At 75.5% G+C, this 24198-nt stretch carries 20 protein-coding genes; 11 read left to right on the top strand and 9 right to left on the bottom strand.

The features are described from left to right. Nucleotides 1–278: 278 nt before the first annotated feature. Complete coding sequence (locus E4P41_RS12840; protein WP_167761067.1) at nucleotides 279–1121, bottom strand: competence protein CoiA family protein; 843 nt, start codon at nucleotides 1119–1121, stop codon at nucleotides 279–281. Nucleotides 1122–1316: 195 nt separating this feature from the next. Here E4P41_RS12840 and E4P41_RS12835 point away from each other — a divergent pair, with 195 nt between their 5' ends. Beyond that, entirely contained in the window at nucleotides 1317–1853 is a 537-nt protein-coding gene (locus E4P41_RS12835; RefSeq protein ID WP_135141635.1) for a vitamin K epoxide reductase family protein, read from the top strand. A gap of 40 nt (nucleotides 1854–1893) precedes the next feature. On the opposite strand, the gene E4P41_RS12830 is transcribed toward E4P41_RS12835, so the two are convergent. Next, a complete protein-coding gene (locus E4P41_RS12830; protein ID WP_135141634.1) occupies nucleotides 1894–3696 on the bottom strand; it encodes a glycosyltransferase in 1803 nt (600 codons plus the stop codon). Beyond that, nucleotides 3693–4931 (bottom strand): glycosyltransferase, encoded by a 1239-nt coding sequence (locus E4P41_RS12825; RefSeq protein ID WP_135141633.1) that lies wholly within the window; start codon nucleotides 4929–4931, stop codon nucleotides 3693–3695. The genes E4P41_RS12830 and E4P41_RS12825 overlap by 4 nt, the downstream gene beginning before the upstream one ends. A gap of 95 nt (nucleotides 4932–5026) precedes the next feature. On the opposite strand from E4P41_RS12825, the gene E4P41_RS12820 reads away from it, so the two are divergent. The 5 genes from E4P41_RS12820 (at nucleotide 5027) to E4P41_RS12800 (ending at nucleotide 10442) form a co-directional block, all read left to right on the top strand. Continuing rightward, nucleotides 5027–6088, top strand: a complete 1062-nt coding sequence (locus E4P41_RS12820) for a glycosyltransferase family 9 protein (RefSeq protein WP_135141632.1) — start codon at nucleotides 5027–5029, stop codon at nucleotides 6086–6088. After that, nucleotides 6085–7167: a glycosyltransferase family 4 protein gene (locus tag E4P41_RS12815; protein ID WP_135141631.1), complete on the top strand. Its 1083-nt coding sequence runs from the start codon at nucleotides 6085–6087 to the stop codon at nucleotides 7165–7167. The genes E4P41_RS12820 and E4P41_RS12815 overlap by 4 nt, the downstream gene beginning before the upstream one ends. Nucleotides 7168–7480: 313 nt before the next feature. Beyond that, complete coding sequence (locus tag E4P41_RS12810) at nucleotides 7481–7855, top strand: DUF1622 domain-containing protein (RefSeq protein WP_245177316.1); 375 nt, start codon at nucleotides 7481–7483, stop codon at nucleotides 7853–7855. A 218-nt stretch (nucleotides 7856–8073) separates the two neighbouring features. After that, the gene (locus E4P41_RS12805) at nucleotides 8074–9498 is read left to right on the top strand and encodes an NADP-dependent succinic semialdehyde dehydrogenase (protein ID WP_135141630.1); all 1425 of its coding nucleotides are present in this window, start codon (nucleotides 8074–8076) and stop codon (nucleotides 9496–9498) included. Continuing rightward, nucleotides 9495–10442: an NADP-dependent oxidoreductase gene (locus E4P41_RS12800; RefSeq protein ID WP_135141629.1), complete on the top strand. Its 948-nt coding sequence runs from the start codon at nucleotides 9495–9497 to the stop codon at nucleotides 10440–10442. Before E4P41_RS12805 ends, E4P41_RS12800 begins: the two co-directional genes overlap by 4 nt. 250 nt (nucleotides 10443–10692) lie before the next feature. Here E4P41_RS12800 and pdxY read toward each other — a convergent pair whose 3' ends face one another. After that, nucleotides 10693–11580, bottom strand: coding sequence for a pyridoxal kinase PdxY (gene pdxY, locus E4P41_RS12795; RefSeq protein WP_245177315.1), 888 nt, complete (start codon nucleotides 11578–11580; stop codon nucleotides 10693–10695). A gap of 15 nt (nucleotides 11581–11595) precedes the next feature. Between pdxY and E4P41_RS12790 the strand changes: the two genes are divergently transcribed. After that, on the top strand, nucleotides 11596–12771 hold the full coding sequence (locus E4P41_RS12790) for a cysteine--tRNA ligase (protein WP_135141628.1): 1176 nt from the start codon (nucleotides 11596–11598) through the stop codon (nucleotides 12769–12771). Nucleotides 12772–13175: 404 nt separating this feature from the next. On the opposite strand, the gene E4P41_RS12785 is transcribed toward E4P41_RS12790, so the two are convergent. From E4P41_RS12785 to E4P41_RS12780, 3 genes are all read right to left on the bottom strand, one after another. Next, nucleotides 13176–14768: an HNH endonuclease signature motif containing protein gene (locus tag E4P41_RS12785; RefSeq protein ID WP_245177314.1), complete on the bottom strand. Its 1593-nt coding sequence runs from the start codon at nucleotides 14766–14768 to the stop codon at nucleotides 13176–13178. 174 nt (nucleotides 14769–14942) lie between these two features. Next, nucleotides 14943–15092 (bottom strand): hypothetical protein, encoded by a 150-nt coding sequence (locus E4P41_RS22155; RefSeq protein WP_167761066.1) that lies wholly within the window; start codon nucleotides 15090–15092, stop codon nucleotides 14943–14945. A 101-nt stretch (nucleotides 15093–15193) separates the two neighbouring features. Then, entirely contained in the window at nucleotides 15194–15799 is a 606-nt protein-coding gene (locus E4P41_RS12780; protein WP_135141627.1) for a VTT domain-containing protein, read from the bottom strand. 79 nt (nucleotides 15800–15878) lie between these two features. Between E4P41_RS12780 and E4P41_RS12775 the strand changes: the two genes are divergently transcribed. Both E4P41_RS12775 and E4P41_RS12770 read left to right on the top strand, forming a co-directional pair. Continuing rightward, nucleotides 15879–16511 carry a LysE family translocator gene (locus E4P41_RS12775; RefSeq protein ID WP_135141626.1) on the top strand — a complete coding sequence of 211 codons (633 nt, stop codon included), beginning with the start codon at nucleotides 15879–15881 and terminating at the stop codon, nucleotides 16509–16511. Between the two features lie 25 nt (nucleotides 16512–16536). Then, complete coding sequence (locus E4P41_RS12770) at nucleotides 16537–17073, top strand: arsinothricin resistance N-acetyltransferase ArsN1 family B (protein WP_245177312.1); 537 nt, start codon at nucleotides 16537–16539, stop codon at nucleotides 17071–17073. Between the two features lie 266 nt (nucleotides 17074–17339). Here E4P41_RS12770 and E4P41_RS12760 read toward each other — a convergent pair whose 3' ends face one another. After that, the gene (locus tag E4P41_RS12760) at nucleotides 17340–18722 is read right to left on the bottom strand and encodes a phosphotransferase family protein (protein WP_209307693.1); all 1383 of its coding nucleotides are present in this window, start codon (nucleotides 18720–18722) and stop codon (nucleotides 17340–17342) included. After that, a complete protein-coding gene (locus E4P41_RS12755; protein WP_135141625.1) occupies nucleotides 18719–19975 on the bottom strand; it encodes an acyl-CoA dehydrogenase family protein in 1257 nt (418 codons plus the stop codon). Before E4P41_RS12755 ends, E4P41_RS12760 begins: the two co-directional genes overlap by 4 nt. A 206-nt stretch (nucleotides 19976–20181) precedes the next feature. On the opposite strand from E4P41_RS12755, the gene icmF reads away from it, so the two are divergent. Next, on the top strand, nucleotides 20182–23424 hold the full coding sequence (gene icmF / locus E4P41_RS12750) for a fused isobutyryl-CoA mutase/GTPase IcmF (RefSeq protein WP_135141624.1): 3243 nt from the start codon (nucleotides 20182–20184) through the stop codon (nucleotides 23422–23424). Further along, the gene (locus E4P41_RS12745; RefSeq protein WP_135141623.1) at nucleotides 23421–24197 is read left to right on the top strand and encodes a helical backbone metal receptor; all 777 of its coding nucleotides are present in this window, start codon (nucleotides 23421–23423) and stop codon (nucleotides 24195–24197) included. Before icmF ends, E4P41_RS12745 begins: the two co-directional genes overlap by 4 nt. Nucleotide 24198: the final 1 nt, after the last annotated feature.

Below are 24198 nucleotides of genomic sequence, written 5' to 3'. Positions count from 1 at the left end.
CTGTCGGGAACAACCCGCTTGAACGCTACGTAGGGCCGGGAGACGGGCGCAGGCACCGCCCACACGCACGCGCACACAACCCCAACGTCAAGATCAGCTCGACCGGACACCGGCGAGCCGATCACCCTTACCCAAGAACGCTCCAAGCCCGACTTGACTTCGACCTCATAGGTTGGTCAGTCGGGGACGCCGGGCGTTCTGATCGCGTCCGGCTGCGTCCAGTCGGCGATTCGTCGGTCAGGGAACCGCGGGGGTGGTGGCACCGGTGCCGCGGAGAGTCACCGCGGGAAGGGCAGCGGGTGCAGATCCGGAGCCGGCGGTCTGCCCCCCGTGATCGAGGCACCCCGCCGTCCACGACCGGGACCCAGGGCCTGCTGGGCGGCTCTCGCCGCGCACCGGGCGGCGCGCCGTGCCGCCTCCTGGCGTCCGGCTGCACGCTCGGCGTGCCGGGCCCGGGCCTCCGTGGCGCCGGGTGCGGCGAAGCCGTCGGCGGTGAGCCGGCAGGCGCCCAGGGGGACCCAGCGCGTCCCGCCGTCGACGTCCCGGACGCCGACCAGAAGCCCCGTGCGGTGGCGGCGCACCGAGTACGCCACGCCACGCACGGCCGCCTCCGTGTCGCCGGCGGACTGGGCCGCGGGGCCGTAGAGCCAGGTCACGTGCCGGACCTGTCGTCGGTAGCGGTCGTCGCGGCGGCGCCAGACGGTGTCCGGAAGCGGTGCGAGCTGCACCTCGATCGCCTGACCGACGTCGTCCACGACCACGTGCAGCCCGGTCCGCCCGTCCGGTTGGGGCACCTTCTGCACGCGGAGGTGGTGACCCTGTCCGGCGAGCCACGCCGCCAGGGCCCGCTGGTAGCGGAGGTGGTCGTACCTCGGACCCGCGTCGGCCTCCCGGCCGACGTAGCGGCACCGCGTGTCGCCCTGGTGCCGGAACCGCGGCCGGACGCCGTCCTCGGCTTCCAGGACGAGCGGCCCGCCGCAGCCGCCGGCCTGCCGGGAGCACCAGAACCCCACGCCGTGGGCGCGGTCGAGCAGGTGGGCAGCCGGGCCGTCGTCGGGCAGCGCGACGGCAGCGGTCCCCGCCGGCCCGTCCGTGACCGCCCACCGCAGATCGCTCGACACCCGTTCCCCCTCCCGCCCGGACGGCGCGACGCTAGACCGGGGATCCGACAGGACCGCCCGGTCCGGAGCGTGACCGGCCGGCCGGCGGCTGCCGGCCGGGACGCAGGTCACTCCTCCGGCGAGGACACCGAGTGGGGTTCGGGTCGGCCGCCGGAGGGCACTGGCCCCAGATCCAGCGTCCCGAGGAGGTCACCCGTGAACGTCCCCGACCCGCGCTACGGCGGCGGCAGCCCGAGCCCGTCGCAGCTGTCCCGGTACCTGCGCACCGGCTCGGACCCCACCCTGCGGCGCCGCCGATGGATCGTGGGTCTCTCGCTCCTCGGTGCCGGCATGGGTCAGGTCGTCGGCGCCTACCAGACCGGGATCCTCCGGCACATCCCCGATCCACCGGTCGGGCCGTTCGACAGCGACCGCGTCGACGCATCGGACTACGCGTACCGGCGCGCGTCCAGCCCGGACGGCCTGATGATGGTCCTCACCTACGCGGTCACCGCCTGGCTGGCCGGTGCGGGCGGGCAGGACCGGGCGCGGCACAAGCCGGTGCTGCCCCTGCTCATGACCGCCAAGGTCGCCACCGACGTGGTCACGAACGTGGCGCTGGCCCGCGAGGAGTGGCGGGAGAACAAGGCACTGTGCGCCTGGTGCCAGACCGCCACCGCCGTGTCCACCGCCTCCCTGGCGCTCGCGCTGCCCGAGGCACGGCGGGCCTGGCGGCGGGTGCGCGGCGGCTGACCGGCGGACCGGTGCGGCCCGCGAGCCTGCGGGTACGACCTCAGTGGGCCAGGGACCGGAACAGCTCCACCACGCGGTCGGCGTGCGCGTCGAAGGTGTGCTGCTCGCGCACGGCGAACGCCGCCGTCCCGCCGCGGCGCGACGCCACCTCCTCCGCGAGGACGGCGGCGACCTCGTCGGCGTCGGAGTAGAGCAGCCCGGTGCCGTCGCGGTGCAGCACCCGCTCCACCGACACCAGCGACCCCGGGTTGGCCTGCTGCAGCAGCGGCAGCCCGGCGGCGAGGCAGACCGGCAACCGGGCGGGGGAGTTGAGGTCGTCCCAGGTCGCCCGCCGCAGGTCGCCGCCGTTGGCGCTGTCGAAGCGGTGCAGCCAGCCGGCGTCGTACCGGGACAGCTCGGTCACCCAGTCCTCCGGGCCGACGGCGGGGTGCACGTGCACGAACTCCGGCGCCGCGGCCAGGGCCGGCTCCAGCCAGCCGGTCCACGAGCCCTTCGGCCCCGGTGCCCGCACCTGGCCGTAGAGGTGGGTGTGCACGCCGCGGGCGGCCAGGCCCAGCACCCAGGCGAGGTCCAGCCCCGACGGCCGGCCGACGACGGCGGTGTGCGGCTGCCCGTCGCCGTCGGAGAGCTTCGGAGACAGGGGCGCGTCCAGCCAGTCGCGCTTGGGCAGGTCGCCGTCCAGCACGCCGAGCCGCGCCGGGTCGACCCGGCCGGACAGCGCCAGGGCGAACCAGTCGCGCTCCTCCTCGGTGGCGAACAGGCAGGCGTCGGCGCGACACACCAGGTCGGCCAGCAGCGGCCACTCGCCGCGGACGAGACTGCGCTGCGGCGCCTCCTTGAACGTCCACACGAACGGCAGCTCCGGGAACGCCGACTGCACCTCGCGCGCGAACGGCACCGCGCGCCAGTTCAGCTGCGCCCACACCACGTCGGGCGCCAGCTCGCGCACTTCCTCCCGCCAGCGGTCGCGGTCGAGGTCGGCCACGTGCCCGAACGGCAGCGGCCCGACGGTGGCGTCGCCGAGGCCGTCGGCGGTCCACAGCCCGGTGAGCCGGTGCCCGCGCTCGGCCAGCGCCAGGACCCGCTCCGGGTTCAGCGCGAGCTCGCCGACCATCAGCACGGAGAGCCCGTCCACCGCCACCGGGTACGCCGACGACCGGAACCGCGCGTAGCGGGCGACCTCGTCGACGTCCCCGCCGTCGGACGACGCGAAGCGCAGCGGACCGGCCACCCGGTAGCGGCTGCGGAAGACGTTCAGCCCGCCGTCCCGCGACTCGCGCAGCGCCGCCGAGCGCTGGCCGGGGTGGCGGGTCCACGTGCAGGTGACCCGGCCGGTGTCCGCCGTCCGGCCGCGGGTCCGCAGCCGGTCCCACATCAGCCGGCCCAGGTCGTCGGACTCCAGCTCCGCCCGCTCGGTCCACCGCTCGGCGGTGACCCGGTGGGCGACCTGCACCAGTTGCGCGTACGGGGTGCCCGACGGCTCGGCCAGGCGGGACGACGCCAGGACGACGGCCGGGTCGGCGAGGCACGCCAGCAGCGCGGCGAGGTGGTGGGGAGACCAGACGTCGTCGGCGGGCAGGTAGGCCACCAGCGGGGTGCCGAGCGCGTCGAGCCCGGTGTTGAGCGTGGCGCCGAGGCCCCGGTTGCCGGGCTGCCGCAGCAGCCGGACGCGGGGGTCGCCGAGCGCGGTCACGACGGCGGCGACGACGTCCGGGTCGGGGGAGCCGTCGTCGAGCACCAGCGCCGTCCAGTCGGCGACGTCCTGGGCGAGCAGCCCCTCCAGCGCGCGGGGCAGGAACGCGGCCTGGTCGTACACGGGAACGAGCACGCCGACCGCCGTCACGCCGCGGCCTCCAGCAGCTCCTCCTCCCGCACGCGGGCGTAGACCGCGGCCACCCGCGCGGCCAGCTGGGGCCACGAGTAGTCGGCAGCGCGGGCGCGCGCCCCGGCCGACAGGCGGGCCCGCAGGCCGGGGTCGGCGGCCAACCGGTCCAGCGCCGCGGCCAGCGCGTCGACGTCCCCGGGCGGCACGAGCAGGCCGGTGACGCCGCCGCGCACCACCTCCGGGATGCCGCCGACGTCGCTGGCCACCACCGGCAGCCCCGAGGCCATGGCCTCGGTCAGCACCGAGCCCATCTCCTCGTAGGCCGAGGGCAGCACCAGCACGTCGAGCGAGGCGAGCACGGCCGGGACGGCGGGATGCTCGACGAAGCCGCTCAGCGTGACCCGGTCGGCGCGCGGGCTCGCTGCCGCCAGCTGCCGGACCCGGTCGCGGTCGGGGCCGTCGCCGACGACCACCAGGTGTGCCGGCTCGCGCATCCGGCCGAAGGCCTCGACCAGCCGGTCGGCGCGCTTCTGCGGCGCCAGCCGGCCGACGTAGCCCATCCGCGGGCGGCCCGCGCCGGGGAAGACGTCGGGGTGGTCGCCGGCGAACAGCCCGGGGTCGAAGCCCGACGGGATGGTGGTCACCCGCTCGGCCGGCACCCCGTCGCCCATCAAGGCGGCCGCCGTCCGGTCGGTGAGGACGACGACCGCGTCCGCCCGGGACAACGCCGACCGCTCGATCCACCCCCCGAGCGCCCGCAGCAGCCGGGTGCGCAGGCCTCGGCCGCGCAGCGTGTGCCCGACGCTGCAGTGCACCGTCACCACCAGCGGGCACCCGTGCCGCCGGGCGGCCAGCCGGGCCAGCAGGAGAGTGGCGAGGTCCTCCCCCTGGTGGGCGTGCACGACGTCGACCGGCCGCGCTCCCGGCCGGAGGACAACGCGCAGCGCATCCAGCGCCCACAGCTGCCGCAGCCACGGCACCCGCAGCCCGGTGCGGTGGACGACCGCCGCCCGGCCCATCGGCACACGGCCGCGCCGTCCGGCCAGCCGGGAGGTGACCACCGTCTGGACGGAGCCCTGCGCGTCGAGGCAGCGGGTCAGCGTGGCGGTGTGGTTCTGCATGCCGCCGATCGGGTCGAACCGGGCGGCCCGGCCGTCGACGGCGGAGGTGTCCCCGCGGGCCGGCAGCGGCTCGAAGACGCTGCACAGCCGCAGGACGTGCCGGCCGGTGGCCGGGCGGCGGACCGGGTCCACGGGACCTCCCCTGCACGCATGGGACCTGCCGCTTCTGGACAGGACCCGCAGTACAGCAGACCCGGCGAGCCCGCGCCGGGGGAGTGGAGGCGCCGGTGACCGCACCCCTCGCCGACCCGGCGGTCCGCCGGGTCGCCCTCGTGCGGCTCCGGGTGGGGCTGGGTGACCTGCTGTGCTCGCTGCCGGCCCTGCGCCGGCTGCGCGACGTCCGCCCGGACCTGTCGGTCAGCCTGGTCACCTGGCCGGAGATGGCCGCGGTGGTCGCCCGCCTGGGGGACGCCGTCGACGAGCTGCTGCCCTTCCCCGGTGCCGACGGCATCCCGGAGCGGCCGCCGGACCCGTCCGGCTGGGCCCCGTTCGTGGCCGCGGCCGCCGAGCGGCGCTTCGACCTGGCGCTGCAGGTGTACGGCGACCGGCCGGCGGCCAACCGGGTCACCGCGGCCCTGGGCGCGCGGCTGGTCGGCGGCTTCGCCCCCACCGGCTGGGAGCCGCCGCCGGGAACGGAGCACCTGCACCTGCGCTACCCGCTGGAGCTGCACGAGGTCGAGCGGCACACCCGGCTGTTCGAGCACCTGGGTCTGCCGCCGTCCGGTCGACCCACGATGGCCTTTCCGCTCACCCCTGCGGACGAGGCCGAGCACGCGGCGACGCTGGACCGGCACGGCCTGGTCCCCGGCGGCTACGCCGTCCTGCACCCCGGCGCCTCGTCGCCGACCCGGCGCTGGCCGGCCGGGCGGTACGCCGCCGTGGGCGACGCCCTGGCGGCCGACGGGCTGTCCGTCGTGGTCACCGGCGGGCCGGGGGAGGGCGCGGTCGGGGCCGCGGTCGTCACCGCGATGCGCGCCCCGGTGGTCGACCTCACCGGCGCCACCAGCCTGGGCGGCCTGGCCGCGCTGCTGCGCGACGCCGCGGTGCTGGTCGGCAACGACACCGGCTCCGCGCACCTCGCCGCCGCGGTGGGGGCGCGTTCGGTCACGGTGTTCCTGCCCGGCGACCCGGTGCGGTGGGCCCACCGGGGGCCGCGGCACCGGGCGGTGGTGGCCGACGTGCCGTGCGCGCCGTGCCCGCACCTGGTGTGCCCGATCGACTTCCGCTGTGCCGCGTCGGTGCGGCCTCGCGACGTGCTGGCCGCGGCCCGGGAACTGGTTCCCCGGTGAGCCGGGTGTCGCTGGTCTGCGACTCGGAGGCCTGGGGCGGCGCCGAGGTCTACCTCACCTCCCTCCTGCGGCGGGCCGGCGGGCTGGGCTGGACGGCGTCACTGGTCTGCGCCGGCCCGCTCGCGGACCGCTTCGCGCCGGTGCTGCCGCCCGACCGGACGGCCGCCGTCCCGCTGGCCCGGCACACCGCGGCCGCGCCCGCAGTGCGGGCGGCGCTGGCCGCGCAACGGCCGGACGTCGTGCTGGTCAACCTCGTCGACCCGGGGTCGAACGCGGCCGCGGTGGCGGCGGCGCTGGAGGTGGCGCCGACGGTCGGCGTGCTGCACCTGGCCGGCGACACCGGCGCGGGGGAGCGGCGCGCGCACCTGGCCGACCTCTACGGCGCGATGGCCGCCGTCCTGACCCCGGCCTCCGAGGCCCGCGCGCAGGTGCTCGCCGACTACCGGCTGCCGGCCGGCCGGGTGCACGTCGTCCCGAACGGCGTGGACGTCCCGGTCGACCCCGCCGGGCCGGCCGGGCGGGCGGTGCCGCGGATCGGTGCCCTGGGCCGGCTGACCGAGCAGAAGGGGTTCGACGTCCTGGTCGACGCCGTCGCGCTGCTCGCCGACCGCGGTGTGCCGGTCGAGGTGGTGGTGGGTGGCGAGGGGCGCGACGGCGAGCGGCTGCGGGCCGCGGCGGCGGGCCTGCCGGTCGCCTTCCGCGGCTTCGTCGGCGACGTCCGCGGTTTCCTCGCCGGGCTGGACGTCTTCTGCCTCTCCTCCCGCCGCGAGGCGCTGCCGCTGGTGCTGCTCGAGGCCATGGCCGAGGGGTTGCCGTGCGTGGCCACCGACGTGGGGGACGTCGCCGCCGCCGCAGGGGAGGACGTGCTCGTCGTCCCCACCGAGGATCCGGAGCGGCTCGCGGACGCACTGGGGACGCTGCTGGCCGACCCGGACCTGAGGGCGGACCTCGGACGGCGGGCGAGGGCCCGGGCGGCGGCGAAGTTCGACGCCGCGCTCATGGCCCGGCGGACGTTCGCCCTGCTGGCACGGGCCCGGCGCGCGTCGGTCAGGTCCCGACCGGCACGTGGCGGAGGGTGAGCGCCGTTCCAGCGCGGTGGCCCGGGCCGGTGGCCGCCTGGACCGCGGTCCCGAGTGGCCGTGGTCCCGAGGGTCGCGGAGGGTGGCCAGGACGGGCGGCGCACCGCCGCCCGTCCGACGGGGGAGGGAGGCCCGTGCTCACCAGCACGTCCGACGGGTACCTGGCCGTCGTCCGCGGCCACGGCTCCGGCGGCGATCGGACACACCCCCGCAGCGCTCGGCCGGGCTTGCTGGGCGCAGCGATCACCGCGACCGGCCCGGCGACGACGACGGGTGAGGCCACGGCGGGACGGCGGCACGGAGGAGACCGGTCGTGAACCACTCCGCCGTCACGGGCGTGGTCGAGGCCGTGGGCCTGGCGGTCGAGATCATCGGTGTCGCCGTGCTCGCGCTCGGCGTGGTCGCCAGCCTGGTGATGTTCGGCTACCGGGTCGCCCGGCCCGGTAGCCGGGAGGAGGCCTACCCCTCCACGAGGCGCTTCCTGGGGCGGAGCATCCTGCTGGGCCTGGAGATCCTCGTCGCCGGGGACATCATCCGCACGGTCGCCGTGACGCCGACCTTCACGTCGGTCGGCGTGCTGGCGATCATCGTGGTGATCCGCACGTTCCTCTCCTTCGCCCTGGAGGTGGAGCTGCACGGGCGCTGGCCGTGGATGGCCGCCCGGGCCGATCGCGACACGAGCACCTGACCCCGTCGGGGCGACGGGCCGCACGGCCCGGCTCCCCCGCCTCTCCGACCCTCGACCCGCTGTCGACGTGACCCGGCCGGCCCGGTCCTCGGGCGCCCGGGTGTGCGGCCGAGCGGCACGGGGAAGGGCAGGACCACAGCCGGGGACGCCGCTGCGGGACGGCACACGTTCCCGCCGTCGCACCGGGTCCCCCGCACCCCGGACGGGAGGAACCACCCATGGCCATCGCCACGATCAACCCCGCCACCGGCGAGACGCTGCAGACCTTCGAGCCGCTGTCGGACGAGGCGGTCGAGGACAGGATCGCCCGCGCGGCCGCCGCCTTCGAGGGCTACCGGCTGACCACCCCGCAGCAGCGGGCCGGCTGGCTGCGGGCCGCCGCCGACGTGCTGGACGCCGACGCCGAGCGGGTCGCCGAGCTGATGACCACCGAGATGGGCAAGACCCTGGCGTCGGCGCAGGCGGAGGTCGGCAAGTGCGCCAAGGCGCTGCGCTACTACGCCGAGCACGGTGAGCAGATGCTGCAGCCGCAGCCGGTCGACGCCGCCGCGGTGGGCGCGGTGGAGGCGTACGTCGTCCACCAGCCGCTGGGCGTCGTCCTCGCGGTCATGCCGTGGAACTTCCCGCTGTGGCAGGCGATGCGGTTCGCCGCTCCGGCGCTCATGGCCGGCAACGTGGGCCTGCTCAAGCACGCCAGCAACGTGCCGCAGACCGCCCTCTACCTGGAGGAGCTGTTCCGCCGGGCCGGCTTCCCCGACGACGTCTTCCAGACGCTGCTCATCGGCTCGGGAGCCGTCGAGCGGGTGCTCCGCGACGACCGGGTGGTCGCCGCGACGCTGACCGGCAGCAACGCCGCCGGCCAGTCGGTGGCCACGGTCGCCGGGGACGCGCTGAAGAAGACGGTGCTCGAGCTCGGCGGGTCCGATCCCTACATCGTCATGCCCTCGGCCGACCTCGAGCGGGCCGCGGAGGTCGCGGTGACCGCGCGCTGCCAGAACAACGGGCAGAGCTGCATCGCGGCCAAGCGCTTCTTCGTCCACGCCGACGTCGCCGAGGAGTTCACCCGGCTGTTCGCCGAGAAGCTGGCCGCCCTCACCGTCGGCGACCCGATGGCCGAGGACACCCAGGTGGGCCCGCTGGCCACCGAGTCCGGGCGGGAGGACGTCGAGCGCTACGTGGCCGACGCCGTCGAGAAGGGCGCCACGGTCGTCACCGGCGGCAAGCGGGTCGACCGGCCCGGCTGGTTCTACGAGCCGACCCTGGTGACCGACGTGACCCCGGAGATGGGGATCTGGTCGGAGGAGGTGTTCGGCCCGGTCGCCGCGCTGCACACCGTCGCCGACCTGGACGAGGCGATCCGGCTGGCCAACGACCACGTCTACGGCCTGGGCTCCAACCTGTGGAGCGAGGACTCCGGTGAGCGGCTGCGGTTCATCCGCGACATCCAGTCCGGCATGGCGTTCGTCAACGGCATGACGACCAGCTACCCGGAGCTGCCCTTCGGCGGGGTCAAGCAGAGCGGCTACGGCCGCGAGCTGACCGAGGTCGGCATGTACGAGTTCACCAACGCCAAGACCGTGTGGATCGGCGCGCCCAGCAGCGAGCACAACGACCGCAGCACCGCGGCGGCCGCGTCGGAATGACCCGCGTCGTCCTGGCCACCGCCTACGGCGGCCCCGAGGTGCTGGCCGTCGTCGACGAGCCGGTGGGCGACCCAGGGCCGGGGCAGGCCCGGATCGGGGTCCGCGCCGCCGGGGTCAACCCGGCGGACTGGAAGAGCTACACCGGCGCGTTCGGCAGCGACCCGGGCCGGCTGCCGAAGCGCCTCGGGTTCGAGGTGTCCGGAGTGGTCACCGCGGTGGGGCCGGACGCCGTCGGCCCGGCCGGCCCGTTGTCGGTCGGCGCCGAGGTCGTCGGGTTCCGGGTCTCCGGCGGGTACGCCGCCGAGCTCGTCGTCCCCACGGCGGCCCTGGTGCCCAAGCCGGCGTCCCTCGGGTGGGAGCAGGCCGCCGGCCTGATGCTCACCGGGGCGACCGCGGTGCACGCGCTCACCGCGACCGGCGTCGGGGCGGGCGGCACCGTGCTGGTGCACGGCGCGGCCGGCGGGGTGGGGCTGATGGCCGTGCAGCTCGCGGGGCTGCGCGGCGCGCGCGTCGTCGGCACGGTCGGCGGCGACGGTGCGGAGCTGGTGCGCCGGTTCGGCGCGGAGCCGGTGCGCTACGGCGACGGGCTGGCCGACCGGGTGCGTGCCGCCGCCCCGGGCGGCGTGGACGCCGCCGTCGACCTGGTCGGCACCGACGAGGCCGTCGACGTCTCCCTGGAGCTGGTGGCCGACAGGCGGCGCATCGCCACCATCGCCGCGTTCGGCCGGGCCGCGGCCGACGGCATCCAGGCGCTCGGCGGCGGGCCGGGTGCCGACCCGGGCGCCGAGCTGCGGGACGCCGCGCGGCTCGAGCTGGCCGAGGCCGCCGGCGCCGGCCGGCTCGAGGTCGTCGTCGCCGGGACCTTCCCGCTGGAGGAGGTCGCCGCGGCGCACCGGCAGGGCATGGCCGGCCACACGCACGGCAAGCTCGTGCTGGTCCCCTGAGTCAGGGGGCGCCGGCGCGGTCGCGCAGCCGTGAGTGCCGGTAGCCGTACACCGCGCAGACCGGCAGACCCGGCGCCGGCCAGGCGAGGAACCGCAGCCAGGGTCGACGGCGAGATCGGTCCTCAGGACCAGGCAGGCCGGCGCGGGCAGGACGGGGCGGACGGGTCGGACGGCACGCGGAACGGGCGGCGCAGCTCCGGCCGGGTACGCGCCCGGGCGTGCCGCACGGGCCGGGCGGGAGGGTCCTTCCTCAGACCTCCTCGACGGCGAACGTGCGGCTCGGCGTCACGAACTCGTCCTGGGCGGCGACCAGCAGGATCTCCCGCGAGCGGGCCTCCTCGGTGGCCGTGAGCAGGCCGTGCACGGAGGCCGCGGCCGCGCCGAGCGCCGTGCCGGCGTCGCGGCCGGCCAGCCAGTGGGCGAGGAAGAGCGCGGCGATGGCGTCGCCGGCGCCGTTGACCGACACGTCCAGCCGCGGGGTGCGCACCCGGAAGTGCCGGCCGCCCTCGGACGCGAGCAGGTCGACCGCGTCGTCGGGGGTGTCGTCGGTGGCCAGCGAGGTGGTGAGCACGACGCGGGGGCCGAGCGCCTGGACGGCGGCGACGGCGTCCTCCACCTCGCCGAGCGTCTTCGTCGTCGTCCCCGCCAGGTGGTCGAGCTCGAAGTGGTTCGGCGTGACCAGGTCGGCGGCGGGGACGGCGACCTCGCGCATGAACTCGGGGATGCCCGGCCGGACGAAGACGCCCCGGCCGACGTCGCCGATGACCGGGTCGCAGCAGTAGACCGCCGCGGGGTTGGCCGCGCGCACCCGCTGCACGGTCTGCACGACGGCGTGGCCGATGTCGGCCGACCCCAGGTAGCCGGAGAGGACGGCGTCGCAGCCGCCGAGCACGCCGCGCTCGGCGATGCCGTCGACGACCTCCTCGATCGCCGGGCCGTCGAACACCCGCCCACGCCACTCGCCGTAGCCGGTGTGGTTGGAGAACTGCACGGTGTGCACCGGCCACACCTCGATGCCGAGGCGCTGCAGCGGGAAGACGGCCGAGGAGTTGCCGACGTGGCCGTAGGCGACGTGCGACTGGATCGAGAGAACGGCGACCATGGGGGAACGGTCGCACAGCGGGTCCTCGGCGCTCACGGGCAGGATGGCGGTATGGCCCTGTCTCCTCCGACCTCACCCGGGATCGTCGGTGTCGCCGGTCGCGTCGCCGAGCCGGTCGACGTCCGCACCGCGGACCTGCGGCTGGGCGGGCGGCCGCTGCCGGTGAGCAGCCCGGCCCGCGTCTACGTCTGCGGGATCACGCCCTACGACGTGACCCACCTCGGCCACGCGGCGACGTTCGTGTGGGCCGACGTCCTCGGCGCGGTGCTCCGGCTGGCCGGTGCCGAGGTGGTCACCAGTCGCAACGTCACCGACGTCGACGACGTCCTGACCCGGGCGGCCGACGCCCGCGGCCGGCACTACGACGAGTTCGCGCTGAGCCAGGAGTTCGCCTTCGAGCAGGACATGCGCGCGCTCGGCGTCCGGCCGCCGGCGCACGCGCCCCGCGCCCGGCACCACATCCCGCACGTGCAGCAGCTGGCCGCGGCGCTGCTGCGCGCCGACCGCGCGTACGAGCGCGAGGGTCACGTGTTCTTCCGCGGCGCCGGGGTGGTCTCGTCCGCGGGGCTCGATGCGGCGCCGGCGCGGGCGCTCGCCGCCGAGTTCGGCGACGACCCGGACGACCCGCTGCGCGAGGACCCCTTCGACGTCCCGGTGTGGCGACCCTCCGGGGAGCGCGACCCCGCCTGGCCCTCACCCTGGGGATGGGGACGGCCGGGATGGCACGCCGAGTGCGCGGCCATGGCGACGGCGACCCTCGGCCGTGGCATCGACGTCCTCGTGGGTGGTGCCGATCTGGCGTTCCCTCACCACGCGCACCAGGCCGCGATGGCGGAGGCGGCGTCGGGTGTGGCGCCGTTCGCGCGGAGCCGGATGCACGTCGGCGCGGTCTCGCAGGACGGCGCCAAGATGGCCAAGTCGACCGGCAACCTCACCCTCGTCGCCGACCTGCTGCGGGAGACCACCGGCCCGGTGCTGCGGCTGCTCGTGCTCGACCGGCCGTGGTCAGACCCGTGGGAGTACCGACCGGAGCTGCTCGAGGCGGCCTCCGGGCGGCTGGACGCGCTCTTCTCCGCCGCCGGCCGTCCCGGGTCGTCACCGACCGCGAGCCGCGCGGTGGTTCATCGGCTGCTCGACGACCTGGACGTGCCCGGCGCCCTCGACGTCGCGATCACGGACGGCGGGGACGCCGCCCGGCAGCTGGTCCGGGTGCTCGCACTCGGCTGAGCCGCAGTCGCCGGACCGCACCAGGAGCTGGGCGAGCTCGTGCAGTCGCCGGGCGTACAGCTGCTCGTGGCCGTCGGTCAGCCGGTGGAGGACCCGGTCGAGGTCATCCAGGCACTCACGCACGATGACCCCCTGTGCTGCGTCGGGTCGGCCTCCGCTGGCCTGCCATGTCGCGACACAGCCAGCGAGACGTGCGTCGACGAGCACGAGGTTCACGCCCGACGGTTCCTCGGCGCGGAGACGGTCGGGGAAGGCAGCGCGCTCGTGTTCCTCGTACAGGCGGCTGATCATGCGCGCGAGCTCGTCCGGAGTCCCCGCCGGGTTCATGGTCACCATCGTGCCGCTCAGCCCGCCCGGCCCCGCTGCGGGTGTGTCGCCGCCGCGGGGCTCGGGTCGGTCGGGCTCTAGAACGGTGGTGGGTCGTCGGCGGGGTCGGGTTCCGGTGGTGGTTGGTCGGGTGGGCGGGTGAGGACGCGGGGTCCGGTGAGCTGGAGGCCGGGTGGTCGGGTGGTGCGGGTGACGCCGGCGGGGGTGGTGACGGTGAGGATGCCGTCGGGGGTCATCGTGTAGACCCAGCCGCGGGCGAAGGTCTTGAGCCGATGGTGCCGCCGACACAGACAGCACAAGTTCGAGCAGTCGGTGGCCCCGCCGGCGGCGTGCGGAATGACGTGGTCGGCGTCGGCCCAGCCGGCCCGGTTGTCGCAGCCGGGGTGCCGACAGCTGCGGTCCCGGGTGGTGATGAACCGGTCCTGCGCCGCGGTGGGCTGGTAGGCGTCGGTCGGTGCGGGCCGGGTGATCACCGGGCAGCCGCAGTCGCTCCCCGGGTGGTCGCGGCAGCCGCGCCGGCCGGCGGCGCGCAGCTCGCGCAGCGTGGCGACGGCCTGCAGGGCGCCTGCGTCGTCGGTGAACGAGAAGGTCAGGCTGCCCCCGGGCGGTGCCTGGAGGCCGATGGCGTCGAGCTGGGCCAGCAGGTCGCGCACGTGCGCGGCGGTGATCGGCACCCCGGCGAGCGTGCCGGTCGGCTCCGCGACACTGCCGGGCCGCTGAAAGACCGGCGGCAGCGGCGCACCGGCGGCCAGGAACCGCTCCGGGGTCAGCGCGCCGATCGGCACCTGCACCTCGACGTGGGCGGCCACCGGCTCGGGCACCAGCCAGGGCCGCAGCACCAGGTCGGCCAGGATTCCCGACCGCAGCATCCCGATCGGCCGCTCGTCGCCGGCCTGCTTGGCCCGCCAGGCCAGCTCGTCGATGGTGGCCTGGCACGCCGCGGCCAGCTCGTCGGGCATGCCGGCGACCAGCTCGCTGATCCCGTCGCCGACCGGACGGCGGCGCACGTTCACCGCCCGGTGCGCCTGCTCGCGGCGGCGATCCGACGCCGCGGCGTCCCGGGCGGCCAACTCGGCGCGCAGCCGCTCCTTGAGCTTGCGCACCGACAACCCGGCGGCCTCGGGCAGCACCGCGGCCTCCACCGCGGCGACGATGTCGGGGTCGGTGTCGCGGATCTTCCAGCCGAGTTCGGCGGCCATCGCCCGGGCGCGCGCCGGATCCAGTCGGCCCTGGGTCAGCTCGGCGTGCGTGGCCCGCAGCGGGCCGGTCAGCGTCAGCGCGTACTCGGTCAGCGTGGTCGCCGTCGCCCGCGCGCAGTTCACCGTCAAGGCCAGTTCGTCGGCGAAGAACTCGCTCACCCCCTCCGGCGCGCCCACGCCCGGCACCGCGTCGTTCCCGGCGTCAGCCGCGGCACCGGGCTGACCGGGCTGCCGGTCGGCCGAGGCCGGCCGGTCGGCGGCGAACGCCGCCACCAGCTCCAGCTCGTAGGCGGCCAGTTCGGCCTTGAGCTGCTGCACCCGCTGCAACTCCAGCGCCTTCTCCTCCGGCGAGCGGGCGTGCACCGGCAGCAGCTCACCCAGCGACGGCCACGACATCCCCGGCGGCGCGACCAACGGCAACTCGACGTCGGTCACCGTCAGACCCACGCCGTAGCCACCACCGATGAACACATCACGAACCTACGGCGCGGGTCCGACAGTTTTCGGCCGCTGACCAGGAAGGACAGCAGCTGGGACAGGGCCGATCAGTTGATCACCGGGTAGGTGCTTTCCGGGTGCCTGACCGGCGCGAGAGATGGAGGGCCAGCGGCGGGGAGTCGGCAGTCCGGACGGCGGCCGGTCGGATCAAGCGGCCCGGAGCGTGGTGGGCGCGGCCGTCGGCTGCGCGGTCGGCCGCGACGGGGTGGGCACGGTCCAGCGCATCTCCATGTGCCGGTGCCCGGCGCTGTCGACGACCGGCACCCAGCGAACCTGCGGACACGGATTGATACGCATGGCAGCCACCTCTCGTTCACCTGGTGTTCACCATTGTGGCACCAGGCACACCGTCCGTGAGGATGACCCGGCCGGAGCGGACCCGAAAGGGTGACGGCGGGCTACAGCCAGCCCACGACCGAGGCGCCGATCCCGACGTGCAGCACCGCGCCCGGCAGGACGCCGACCAGCGTCCCCAGCGCGTGCGGCGACCACCGCACACTGGACAGACCGGCCGCGTAGCTGACCACCCAGAACGGCACCGGGCTGACCCGCGCGAGCGCGACGGCGAGGAAGCCGCGGTCGCGGAACAGCCGGTCGGCGCGGGCCAGCCGATGCCCGACGAGGCGGGCGACGGCGGCGCGGCCCAGCTGTCGGCCGAGGGCGAACCCGCCCATCCCGCCGAGCCAGCCGGCGGCGGCCGCCACCGCCAGCCCCGCGGGGAACCCGGCCGCGGCGCCGAGCAGGACCGACAGGGCGGTCCGCGGGACGGGCGTCATCAGCGCGCCGGCCATGCCCAGGACGACGGCGGTCCAGCCCACCGGCCCGGCGTCGTCCAGCCACGCCTGCAGGGCCGGCACCCCGGGCCGGTCGACGGTCAGCGCCACCACCGTCGCCGCCGCGAGGAGCACCCCGAGGACGGCGAGCCGCAGCCACGGCCGACCGGTCGGCGGTGCGTCGGCGTACGGCTCCGCGGACGCGCCACCGGGTTCGGGACCTACCGGCACGCGACGGGTCCGGGGCTGCGGCGCACGACGTCCACGCTACGGCGGCCCCCGACCCGGCGCGCGGCGCTAGCGTGGCCCGGTGACGTGGACGACCTACGGCTCCTTCCTGATCTTCGCCGTCGCGCTCATCCTCGTCCCCGGGCCGGACTTCGCCGTCACCACGCGGAACACCCTCGCCGGCGGGCGGACCCGCGGCGCGTGGACGGCGGTCGGCATCACCACCTCCAACGCCGTGCAGGGCCTCGCCGCCGCGGCTGGGCTGGGCGCGCTCGTCGGCCGCTCGCAGCCGTTGTTCGAGGCCATCCGGTGGGCCGGCGTCGCCTACCTCGTGTACCTCGGCGTGCAGTCGCTGCGCGCGGCGGTCGCCGGCCACCACTCTCTCGACCAGCACGCCCATCCCGACGCCCGGCCTCCGCAGCGGCTGGCCGGCTGGCGGCAGGGGTTCCTGTCCAACATCACCAACCCGAAGGTGCTGGTCTTCTACCTCGCGGTGCTCCCGCAGTTCCTGGAACCGGGGTCCGGCGTCCCGACGTTGGTGCTGCTCGCCCTCACCCACGCGGTGCTGGGGCTGCTCTACCTGCTGCTGCTCGTCGCCGGGATGCACCGCGCCCGTGCGGTGCTCGGCCGCCGCCCGGTGCGGCGCGCGCTCGACGCCGTCACCGGCACGGTCCTGCTCGGCTTCGGCGTCCGCCTGGCCACCGAGCGCAGCTGACGGGAGCACCCGGTTGGATGGCGGCGTGGCAACCGGCTGGCTGGTCAGGGACGCGACCCGCGAGGACGCCGCGCGGTGTCAGGAGATCTACGCCCCGTACGTCCGCGACACCGTGGTCTCCTTCGAGCTCGAGCCGCCGACCGTCGCGGAGATGGCCGGGCGGATCGGGGCCGCCCTCGCCACGCACGCCTGGCTGGTCGCCGAGGACGCCGGCCGGGTCGCCGGGTACGCGTACGGGGCGACGTTCAACGCCCGCGCCGCCTACCGCTGGTCGACGTCGGTCAGCGTGTACACCGAGACCGGCCGCCGCCGCACCGGCGCCGGCCGTGCCCTCTACACCGCGCTGCTCGACCGGCTCGCCGCCCGCGGCTATCGGACGGCCCTCGCCGGCATCGGGCTGCCCAACGAGGCCAGCGTCGGCCTGCACACGGCGATGGGGTTCGAGCCGGTGGGCACCTACCGCCGGGTGGGCTGGAAGCTCGGCCGCTGGCACGACGTCGCCTGGTACCAGCGACCGCTCGGCGACGACACCGACGACGGCCCACCCGCACCGCCGCACTGACCAGGGAGCCCACATGCCGACGCTGACCGACGACGAGCGGGTGCGCCCGCGGGTGGCCGAGTTCGAGGCCGCCGACCGCTACCCGAGGACGTCATCGAGGAGATGAAGGCCCTCGGCTGCTTCGGCCTGCTGGTGCCCGAGGAGCACGGTCGCAGCGACGTGAGCACCGCCCGCTTCGCCCGCGTCACGGGCGAGGGCACCGACGAGATCCAGCGGACCGTCATCGCCGCGCGGTGGGTCGTCCGGCACCGCGTCCGATCGAACCCTCAGGCCGGTAGCGACAGGTGTCGCGGGTTGGCCACGAGCAGGCGGTCCCGCACCCCCTCACGGACGACGGACACCACCTCGTCCCACCGGTCGTCGAGCGCGCCCGTGGTGATCGCGTCGGCCAGCGCCGCGTCGTCCCGGCAGCCCAGCCGGTCCAGGGCTGTCCGCCGCCGGATCCGCGCGTCGGGCCCGAGCAGCAGCTCCCGCCGCACGGTCGCCAGCACGTTGGCCGCCACCCGCGCGAGGAACGCGGTCCGGCCTCCGGTCCCGGCCCGGACGTCGGCGGTGAGGAAGCTCGCCACGGCGTCGGCGAGCTCGGCCGCCGTGGGCCGGCCGAACAGCAGGTCGTCGTCCTCCCCGGGCAGGCCGGGGACCGGCTCCGGCTCGGCCAGCCCCAGCGACAGCAGGACGTCGAACTCCTGCTCGCCGGCGCGCCGCCCGATGGCGGCCAGCTCCACCGACGGCTCCACGCCGGACAGGTGCCGCTCGGTCATGACGCGGGTCATCAGCCCCCACTGCACGGTGGCGTACAGCTCCCACCAGTGCAGCTGCGCGGCGCTCGGTCGCCACCCGGCCGCCTCCGCGTAGCCGTCGAGCAGCTGCTCGCGGGTACCGAAGCCCCCGGCCGGCAGCGGCGAGCCGAACCGCCAGACCTTGGCGCAGAACCAGCCGAGGTCCTCCAGCGGGTCCCCGCGGTGGACCAGCTCCCAGTCGAGGACGGCGCGCAGCCCGTCCGGGCCGATCATCAGGTTGCCCAGCCGGAAGTCGCCGTGCACGAGGGTCTCCGGTGCCGGCTCCGGCCGGTTCTCCCGGAGCCAGCGCAGCCCGAGCGCCAGGCCGGGCGGGGGCGGCTCGTCGCCGCCGTGGACGGTGGCCAGCCGGTCGAGCGGGTCCCCGCCCACCGGCACGCGGTCGAGCTCCTCGAGCGGCACGGCGTGCAGCCGGGCGAGCACCCCGGCCAGTTCGTGCACCAGCCGCGGCCGGACCGCGGCGAACTCCGCGTCGCGGAGCAGCCGCCGCGGGATCGTCTCGCCGTCCACCCGGGCCATGAGCAGGTACGCCGGGGGGAGTCCGTCCTCGCCGGAGCCGCGGCCGACGTCGAGCACGTCGGCCACCGGCACTCCGGCGCGCGCCGCGGCGGCGATCGCCGCGCCCTCCACCGGGAGCTCCACCCCGCCGGTGCCGGCGCCGCTGCGCAGCACCAGGTCGCGCCGGCCGCCGCCGGTGTCGACCGCGGTGAGCGCCCAGGTCTGCCGGCTGGCGCCGCCGGTGAGCCGGGTGAGGCCCTCGACGCGCACCGGCCCGCCGGCCAGCGCGGTCAGTCGCCGCTCGAGCCCCGCCGCCAGCGCGGCCTCCGCCGGGGAGGACGCCGGTCTGCTCACCTCAGGAAGCCGAACAGCTGCCCGGCCACCCGGCGCATCTGGATCTCCTCGGCCCCCTCGGTGATCCGGTACCGGCGGTGGTGGCGGTAGATGTGCTCGAACGGCAGGTGCCGCGAGTACCCCATGCCACCGTGCACCTGCATGGCGCGGTCGGCGGCGTCGCACACCAGCCGGTTGCCGCGGTAGTTGCACATCGAGACCTTGTGGCCGATGGACACCGCAGGCTCCCCATGTGCGGATGACCGGTCCAGCTCGACGGCGGTCGTGCGGATCAGCGTGCGCACCAGCTCGGCCTCGGTGTGCAGCTCGACCAGCGGCCACTGGATCGCCTGCCGTTCGGCCAGCGGTCTGCCGAAGGTGATCCGCGACCGCGCGTGCTCGACCGACCGGTCGATGCAGTACTGGGCCGCGCCCACCCCGGAGGCGGCCTGCCGGATGCGGTTCTCGTGCAGGAAGGTCTGCGCGACCGCCAGGCCCTCACCCTCCTCGCCGAACACCGCCGAGTCCGGCACCCGGACGCCGTCGAGCTCCACCTCGCCGTGGTCGGAAGGCATGTTGAGCGTCCACCAGAAGAACGGCACCGAGAAACCGGGGCTGTCGGTCGGCACGAGGAACGCGGTGATGCCGCGGGCGTCGCCCGGCTGTCCGGAGGTACGGGCGAACACCAGGTCGTGGCTGGCCGAGTGCACGCCGGTGTTCCACCGCTTGCGCCCGGAGATCACCCAGTCGCCGTCGCGGCGGACGGCGGTGGTCTCCATCCAGGTCGCGTCGCTGCCGTGGTCGGGTTCGGTCAGGCCGAAGGCCAGCCCCCGCCGGCCGGTGATCAGCGGCTCGACGAGCTCCTCCTTCTGCCCCGGCGTGCCGAACAGGTGCACCAGGTGGGGGAGGACCAGGTTCCCGACGACGCTGTGCTCGTTCTGCAGGTCGTTGTGCAGGCCCAGCCCCCGGTGCGCCAGGTGCTCGCGGACCACGGCCATGTCCAGGTTCGTGCCGTCCCGCCCACCGAGCTCGGCAGGGAGGCTGTAGCGGAGCCAGCCCGCCGCGTCGGCCCGTCGACGGGCCTCGGCGAGCAGCTCCTCCCACTCCGGGCGGGGGACGCCGCCGTGCTCCACGTCGGTGCGGGCGAACTCCCGCCGGTGGTCGAAGAAGCGCTCGTTGTCGTCCTGCTGCTGCAGCGGCTCGATCTCCGCGGCGATGAACCCGTCGAGCTCGTCGAGCAGGGTGGTCAGCGCCGGCGGGAGCGAGGGGTCCATGCGGATCCTTCCGGGGTTGCGGCGGGCGCGGGGAACCGCCCCGGCCCGAGGGGCAGGGTCAGACTCGCTCGACGACGGTCGCGTTGGCCAGCCCCCTCGTCCACCGGGTCCGCCGACCATGGACGCTCGGCCTCGTCGGTGAGATACTAGGACGTCCTACTAATTCGGTCCCGCGGTCCGCGGGGATCCGAACCCGAGGGAGTGGCATGCCCGGCAAGCCGTCCGACCTGCACGTCCCCGTCCACCCGGTGCGCTTCGTGACCGCGGCGAGCCTGTTCGACGGCCACGACGCCGCGATCAACGTGATGCGCCGGCTGCTGCAGAGCCAGGGCGCGGAGGTGGTGCACCTCGGGCACGACCGCAGCGTCGACTCCGTCGTCCGGGCGGCGCTGGAGGAGGACGTACAGGGGGTGGCGATCTCCTCCTACCAGGGCGGGCACGTCGAGTACTTCGGCTACCTGGTGGAGCGGCTGGCCGAGGCCGGCGCCGGGCACGTGAAGGTGTTCGGTGGCGGCGGGGGCGTGATCGTGCCGGAGGAGATCGCCGCGCTGCGCGAGCAGGGCGTCCGCATCTTCAGCCCGGAGGACGGCCAGCGCCTCGGCCTGCCCGGGATGATCAACGAGCTGGTCCGGGAGTGCGACGTCGACCTGGCGGAGGACGGCCCGGACGTCGAGGCGCTGCTGACCGGCGACCCGGCTGCGCTGGCCCGGGCCATCACCGTGCTGGAGTCCGGCCGCGACCCGGATCTCGCGGCGCGGGTGCGGGAGGCGGCGGCCGCGCGGACGGTGCCGGTGCTGGGCATCACCGGCACCGGTGGCTCGGGCAAGTCCTCGCTGACCGACGAGCTGCTGCGCCGGCTGCGGACCGACCAGGAGGACAAGCTGCGGGTCGCCGTCCTGGCGATCGACCCCACCCGGCGCCGCGGCGGCGGGGCGCTGCTGGGCGACCGGATTCGGATGAACGCCCTGGAGGCCGGGGAGGGGTCGCACACCTTTTTCCGCTCGCTGGCCACCCGGTCGGCCGGGGCGGAGACGCCCGAGCACCTGGACGACGTGCTGTGCGCGGTGAAGGCGGCCGGCTTCGACCTGGTGATCGTGGAGACGCCGGGCATCGGGCAGGGCGACGCCGGGATCATCCCGTTCAGCGACGTCGCGCTGTACGTGATGACGCCGGAGTTCGGCGCCGCCTCGCAGCTGGAGAAGATCGACATGCTCGACTTCGCCGACGTCGTGGCGATCAACAAATACGAGCGGCGCGGGGCCGAGGACGCCCGCCGCGACGTCGCCCGGCAGATGGTGCGCAACCGCGAGGCCTTCGGCCAGCCCTGGGAGCAGATGCCGGTCTACGGCACCAGCGCCGCCCGGTTCAACGACGACGGCGTGACCGCGCTCTACCAGCACCTGCTCGGCCTGCTCATCGAGCAGGGCCTGCCCGCGGGCTCCGGCGTCCTGCCGCGGGTCGACGTGCGGGCGTCGTCCGGGCTGACCAGCGTGGTGCCGGCGCAGCGGTCGCGGTACCTGGCCGAGATCGCCGAGGCGGTGCGGGGGTACCACGCCACCACCGAGGCGCAGGCCGACGTGGTCCGCCGCCGGCAGCACCTGCGCACGGCCGCCGAGGTGCTGGACGGGGACGCCGCCGAGGCCGCCCGGGCCGCGGTCGAGGCGGCCGATCGCGAGCTGCGGCCCGACGTGCGCGAGCTGCTGGAGGAGTGGCCGGCCCGGGTCGAGCAGTACTCCAGCGACGAGTACGTCTACACGGTGCGCGGCAAGGAGATCCGCACGCCGCTGACCCGCGAGACGCTCTCGGGGTCGAAGGTCCGCCGGGTCTCGCTGCCGCGCACGCAGGACGAGGCGGAGCTGCTGCGCTTCCTGCGGCGGGAGAACCTGCCCGGCGCCTACCCGTTCACCGCCGGGGTCTTCCCGTTCAAGCGGTCCGGCGAGGCGCCGGCCCGGATGTTCGCCGGCGAGGGCGACGCCTTCCGCACCAACCGCCGCTTCAAGATGCTCAGCCACGGCAACGAGGCGACCCGGCTGTCGACGGCGTTCGACTCGGTGACCCTCTACGGCCGCGACCCCGACCCGCGCCCGGACGTCTACGGCAAGGTCGGCACGTCCGGGGTCTCCATCGCCACGCTCGAGGACATGGAGGTGCTCTACGGGGGCTTCGACCTGTGCGACCCGACGACGTCGGTGTCGATGACCATCAACGGCCCGGCGCCGGCGATCCTCGCGATGTTCCTCAACACCGCGATCGACCAGCGGCTGGACCGGTTCCGCGAGGAGGAGGGCCGCGAGCCCGACGCCGCCGAGGCCGAGGAGGTCCGCGCGTGGGTGCTGGCCACCGTCCGCGGCACGGTGCAGGCCGACATCCTCAAGGAGGACCAGGGCCAGAACACCTGCATCTTCTCCACCGAGTTCGCGCTGCGCTGCATGGCCGACATCCAGGAGTGGTTCATCCAGCACAAGGTGCGCAACTTCTACTCGGTCTCGATCTCGGGCTACCACATCGCCGAGGCCGGGGCGAACCCGATCAGCCAGCTGGCCTTCACCCTCGCCAACGGCTTCACCTACGTGGAGTCCTACCTGGCACGCGGCATGGCGATCGACGACTTCGCGCCCAACCTGTCGTTCTTCTTCTCCAACGGCATGGACGCCGAGTACTCGGTGATCGGCCGCGTCGCCCGCCGCATCTGGGCGGTCGCGATGAGGGAGCGCTACGGCGCGGGCGCCCGCTCGCAGCAGCTGAAGTACCACGTGCAGACCTCGGGCCGGTCGCTGCACGCGCAGGAGATGGACTTCAACGACATCCGGACGACGCTGCAGGCCCTCTGCGCCATCTACGACAACGCCAACAGCCTGCACACCAACGCCTACGACGAGGCGGTGACCACCCCGAGCGAGCACTCGGTCCGCCGGGCCCTGGCCATCCAGATGATCATCGACCGCGAGTGGGGGCTGGCCGGCAACGAGAACCCGCTGCAGGGCTCGTTCGTCACCGAGGAGCTCACCGACCTGGTCGAGGAGGCGGTGCTGGCCGAGTTCGACCGGATCGCCGAGCGCGGCGGCGTGCTGGGGGCCATGGAGACCGGCTACCAGCGCGGCAAGATCCAGGACGAGTCGATGCTCTACGAGCACCGCAAGCACGACGGCAGCCTGCCGATCGTCGGGGTCAACACCTTCCTGGACCCGAACCGAGAGGAGACCCCGCCCGAGCCGCTGGAGCTGGCGCGGGCGACCGAGGCGGAGAAGCAGTCCCAGCTGCAGCGGCTCGCCGACTTCTCCGCCCGGCACGCCGACGCAGCCCCGGCCGCGCTCGCCGCGCTGCAGCGGGCGGCCACCGAGGGCGGCAACGTCTTCGCCGAGCTGATGGACGCCGTCCGGGTCTGCTCCCTCGGGCAGATCTCCGACGCGTTCTTCGAGGTGGGCGGCCAGTACCGGCGCAACGTGTGAAGGACGACCTGGGCACGGACGTCGAGCTGCCGCGGCCGCCGCGGCGGGTGGTCTCGCTGGTGCCCTCGCTCACCGAGGCGCTGGCGGTCAGCGTGCCCGACCGCCTGGTCGGCGCCACCGACTGGTGCACCCACCCGGCCGACCTCGGCGTGCCCCGCGTGCGCGGCACGAAGAACCCCGACCGGGCGGCGATCGAGGCGCTCGAGCCCGACCTCGTCGTGGCCAACCGGGAGGAGAACCGGCGGCTGGACGTCGACCGGCTGCGCGCGGCCGGGGTGCCGGTGTGGGTGACCGTCATCGAGTCGGTCGACGAGGCGATCGCGTCGATGCGGCGGCTGTTCGGTGAGGTGCTCGGCGTGGGGGAGCCGGGGTGGCTGGCCGAGGCCGCGGCGGAGTGGGGGCGGCCGGTGACCCAGCCCGGTCCCGGCCTGCGGGTCGCCGTCCCGGTCTGGCGCGACCCGTGGATGGTCGTCGGCCCGCGCACCTTCACCGGCGACGTGCTGGCCCGCCTCGGTCTGGTCAACGTCTTCGCGCAGCACCCCGACCGGTACCCGAAGGTCGACGTCGACGAGATCACCGGCACCGCCCCGGACGTCGTCGTCCTCCCCGACGAGCCGTACGTCTTCACCGCGGACGACGGCCCGGAGGCGTTCCCCGGCATCCGGGCCGCGCTGGTCTCCGGCCGCGACCTCACCTGGTACGGCCCCTCGCTCGGCCCGGCCCGCCGGCGGCTGCTCGACGCGATCGGGCGACCCGCCGGCTCCGACCGTTGAC

Origin of the sequence: Geodermatophilus sp. DF01-2 (assembly GCF_004571065.1) — a bacterium.
GTDB lineage: Bacteria > Actinomycetota > Actinomycetes > Mycobacteriales > Geodermatophilaceae > Geodermatophilus.
The sequence above is the reverse complement of the archived record's forward strand: the minus strand, read 5'-3'. Positions and strand labels throughout refer to the sequence as shown.

Excerpts from the sequence above, each read along its gene's own strand:
- E4P41_RS12755 (WP_135141625.1), bottom strand. The coding sequence starts at position 19,975 with ATGGACCCCTCGCTCCCGCCGGCGCTGACCACCCTGCTCGACGAGCTC.
- E4P41_RS12800 (WP_135141629.1), top strand. The coding sequence starts at position 9,495 with ATGACCCGCGTCGTCCTGGCCACCGCCTACGGCGGCCCCGAGGTGCTG.
- E4P41_RS12805 (WP_135141630.1), top strand. The coding sequence starts at position 8,074 with ATGGCCATCGCCACGATCAACCCCGCCACCGGCGAGACGCTGCAGACC.
- E4P41_RS22155 (WP_167761066.1), bottom strand. The coding sequence starts at position 15,092 with ATGCGTATCAATCCGTGTCCGCAGGTTCGCTGGGTGCCGGTCGTCGAC.
- icmF (WP_135141624.1), top strand. The coding sequence starts at position 20,182 with ATGCCCGGCAAGCCGTCCGACCTGCACGTCCCCGTCCACCCGGTGCGC.
- E4P41_RS12790 (WP_135141628.1), top strand. The coding sequence starts at position 11,596 with ATGGCCCTGTCTCCTCCGACCTCACCCGGGATCGTCGGTGTCGCCGGT.